Annotated in this window: 2 protein-coding genes; both read left to right on the plus strand. The window is 72.7% G+C overall.

All coding sequences use genetic code 11. The features are described 5' to 3' along the window. Window positions 1-61 precede the first annotated feature (61 nt). The gene (locus tag ACSNOK_RS32460; RefSeq protein WP_436784376.1) at window positions 62-1,534 is read left to right on the plus strand and encodes an NCS2 family permease; all 1,473 of its coding nucleotides are present in this window, start codon (window positions 62-64) and stop codon (window positions 1,532-1,534) included. Between the two features lie 48 nt (window positions 1,535-1,582). Then, a partial coding sequence (locus tag ACSNOK_RS32465) for an XdhC family protein (RefSeq protein ID WP_436784377.1) occupies window positions 1,583-2,655 on the plus strand: 1,073 nt, incomplete at its 3' end.

Here is a 2,655-nt window from a genome sequence, read left to right on the forward strand (position 1 = left end):
GCCCCCCTTCCTCTCCCTCTCTCTCCCATCCCCCACCGGCACGCGAGGAGCAGGACCCACCATGACCCAGACGCCATCCGTGGAGCCGGCGGCCACGGCCGCGGGCGCGAGCGCGGGCTCGTGTCCCCCGACCGACAGGTCCCGGCTCGCCCGGCTCGACCGGTACTTCCAGATCTCGGCGCGCGGTTCCACCGCCGCTCGCGAGGTGCGCGGCGGCATCACGACGTTCATGGCGATGTCGTACATCGTGCTGCTCAACCCGCTGATCCTGTCCGGCAAGGACGCGGCGGGGAACACCCTCGGCCACAGCGCCCTCATCACGGCGACCGCGCTGGCCGCGGCCGTCTGCACGCTGCTCATGGGCGTCGTGGGCAAGGTCCCGCTCGCGCTCGCCGCCGGTCTGGGCGTCTCCGGTGTGCTCTCCACCCAGGTGGCGCCGCACATGACCTGGCCGCAGGCGATGGGCATGTGCGTGATGTACGGGGGCGTGATCGTCCTGCTGGTCCTGACCGGGCTGCGCGAACTCGTCATGAACGCCATCCCCTTGGCGCTCAAACACGCCATCACCATCGGCATCGGCATGTTCATCGCCCTCATCGGGCTGGTGAAGGCGGGCTTCGTGCACGCGGCCAAGGGCGGGAGCCCGGTCACCCTCGGGCCGGCGGGCGAACTCGCCGGCTGGCCCGTCCTGATCTTCTGCGTGACGCTCCTGATCGTCTTCATGCTCCAGGCGCGGAACGTGCCGGGGGCCATCCTCATCGGCATCGTGACCGGCACGGTACTGGCCGTCATCGTGAACGCCGTCGCGGACCCGGCCCCCGGCGCCTGGCAGTCCGGCGCCCCCGAACTGCACGGCGGCGCCGTCTCCCTGCCGGACTTCTCCCTCCTGGGCGACGTCTCCTTCGGCGGCTGGGGATCGCTGGGCGCGCTGAGCGTCGGAATGATCGTCTTCACGCTCGTCCTGGCCGGCTTCTTCGACGCGATGGCCACCATCATCGGCGTCGGCACGGAAGCCGGACTCGCCGACGAGCGCGGCCGGATGCCCGGCCTCAGCCGCGCGCTGCTCGTCGACGGCGCGGGCGGTGCGATCGGCGGGGTCACGGGCGCGTCGGGCCAGACGGTCTTCATCGAGTCGGCGACGGGGGTGGGCGAGGGCGCCCGTACGGGCCTGTCGTCCGTCGTCACCGGCCTCTTCTTCACCGCCTGCCTCTTCTTCACCCCGCTCACGCGGATGGTCCCGGGGGAGGTGGCGGCGGCGGCCCTGGTCGTCATCGGCGCGATGATGATGAGCCACGCGCGGCACATCGACTGGAACGACCGGGCGGTGGCCGTACCCGCGTTCCTCACGGTCGTCCTCATGCCGTTCACGTACTCCATCACGGCGGGGGTCGGCGCGGGCGTCATCGCCTACACCGCGATCAGGACGGCCGAGGGCAAGTGGCGGGAGCCGGGGGCCTTCATGTGGGTGCTGACGGTCGTCTTCGCCGTGTACTTCGCCTTGCACCCCATCGAGAACTGGCTGGGCGTCAAGTAGGCGCGACACGGCAAGTATGGGATAGGCACAAGGGCCAGGGGGTCGATCATGCTGGACATCGCGGCGGAACTGCACCGCTGGTGTACGGAGGGCCGGGACTTCGCCGTCGCGACCGTCGCCTCCGTCCACGGCAGCGCCCCGAGACAGCCGGGCGCCGCGCTGGCGGTGGACGCGGACGGTACGGCGATCGGCTCGGTCTCCGGCGGCTGCGTCGAGGGCGCCGTCTACGAACTGTGCCGCGAGGCGCTGACGGACGGGCGGGGACGGCGGGAGCGCTTCGGCTACTCGGACGAGGACGCGTTCGCGGTGGGCCTGACGTGCGGAGGTGTGATCGAGGTCCTGGTCACGCCGGTGCGGGCCGGGGACGCGGAGCGGGACGTGTACGCGTCGGCGCTCGCTTCGGCGGCGCGGGGGGAGGCGGTGGCGCTCGTCCGCGCGGTGGACGGGACGCCGGGTGCTCTCGCCGTCCGGCCGGACGGCGGTTTCTCGGGCGGGCTCGATGCCTCGCCGGTCGGTGACCGCCGGGTGGCGGACGAGGCCGCCGCCTTCCTGGCCGCCGGCCGGACGGGCGTCCTGACGCTGGGCGCCGAGGGCGCGTACTGCGGCACACCGTGCGAGGTACTGGTCGAATGCAGCGTTCCGCCGCCCCGGCTGATCGTCTTCGGTGCGATCGACTTCGCGGCGGCGCTGGTACGGGTCGGCAAGTTCCTGGGCCACCACGTCACGGTGTGCGACGCGCGCCCGGTCTTCGCCACCCGCGCCCGCTTCCCGGAGGCGGACGAGATCGTCGTCGACTGGCCGCACCGCTACCTCGACGGCCAGAGCCTGGACGGACGCGCGGCTCTCTGCGTCCTCACGCACGACGAGAAGTTCGACATCCCTCTCCTCGCCCGGGCTCTCCGCCTCCCCGTCGCCTACGTGGGTGCCATGGGCTCCCACCGCACGCATCACGCACGCCTCGCCCGCCTCCGGGAGGCGGGGCTGGGGGAACGGGAGCTGTCCCGGCTCCGGTCACCGATCGGGCTGGACCTGGGCGGGCGGACACCGGAGGAGACGGCGCTGTCGATCGCGGCGGAGATCGTGGCGGTGCGGAGGGGCGGGTCGGGGGTGCCGTTGGCGGG

Origin of the sequence: Streptomyces sp. URMC 126 (assembly GCF_051386555.1) — a bacterium.
GTDB lineage: Bacteria > Actinomycetota > Actinomycetes > Streptomycetales > Streptomycetaceae > Streptomyces.

Excerpts from the sequence above, each read along its gene's own strand:
- ACSNOK_RS32460 (WP_436784376.1), top strand. The coding sequence starts at position 62 with ATGACCCAGACGCCATCCGTGGAGCCGGCGGCCACGGCCGCGGGCGCG.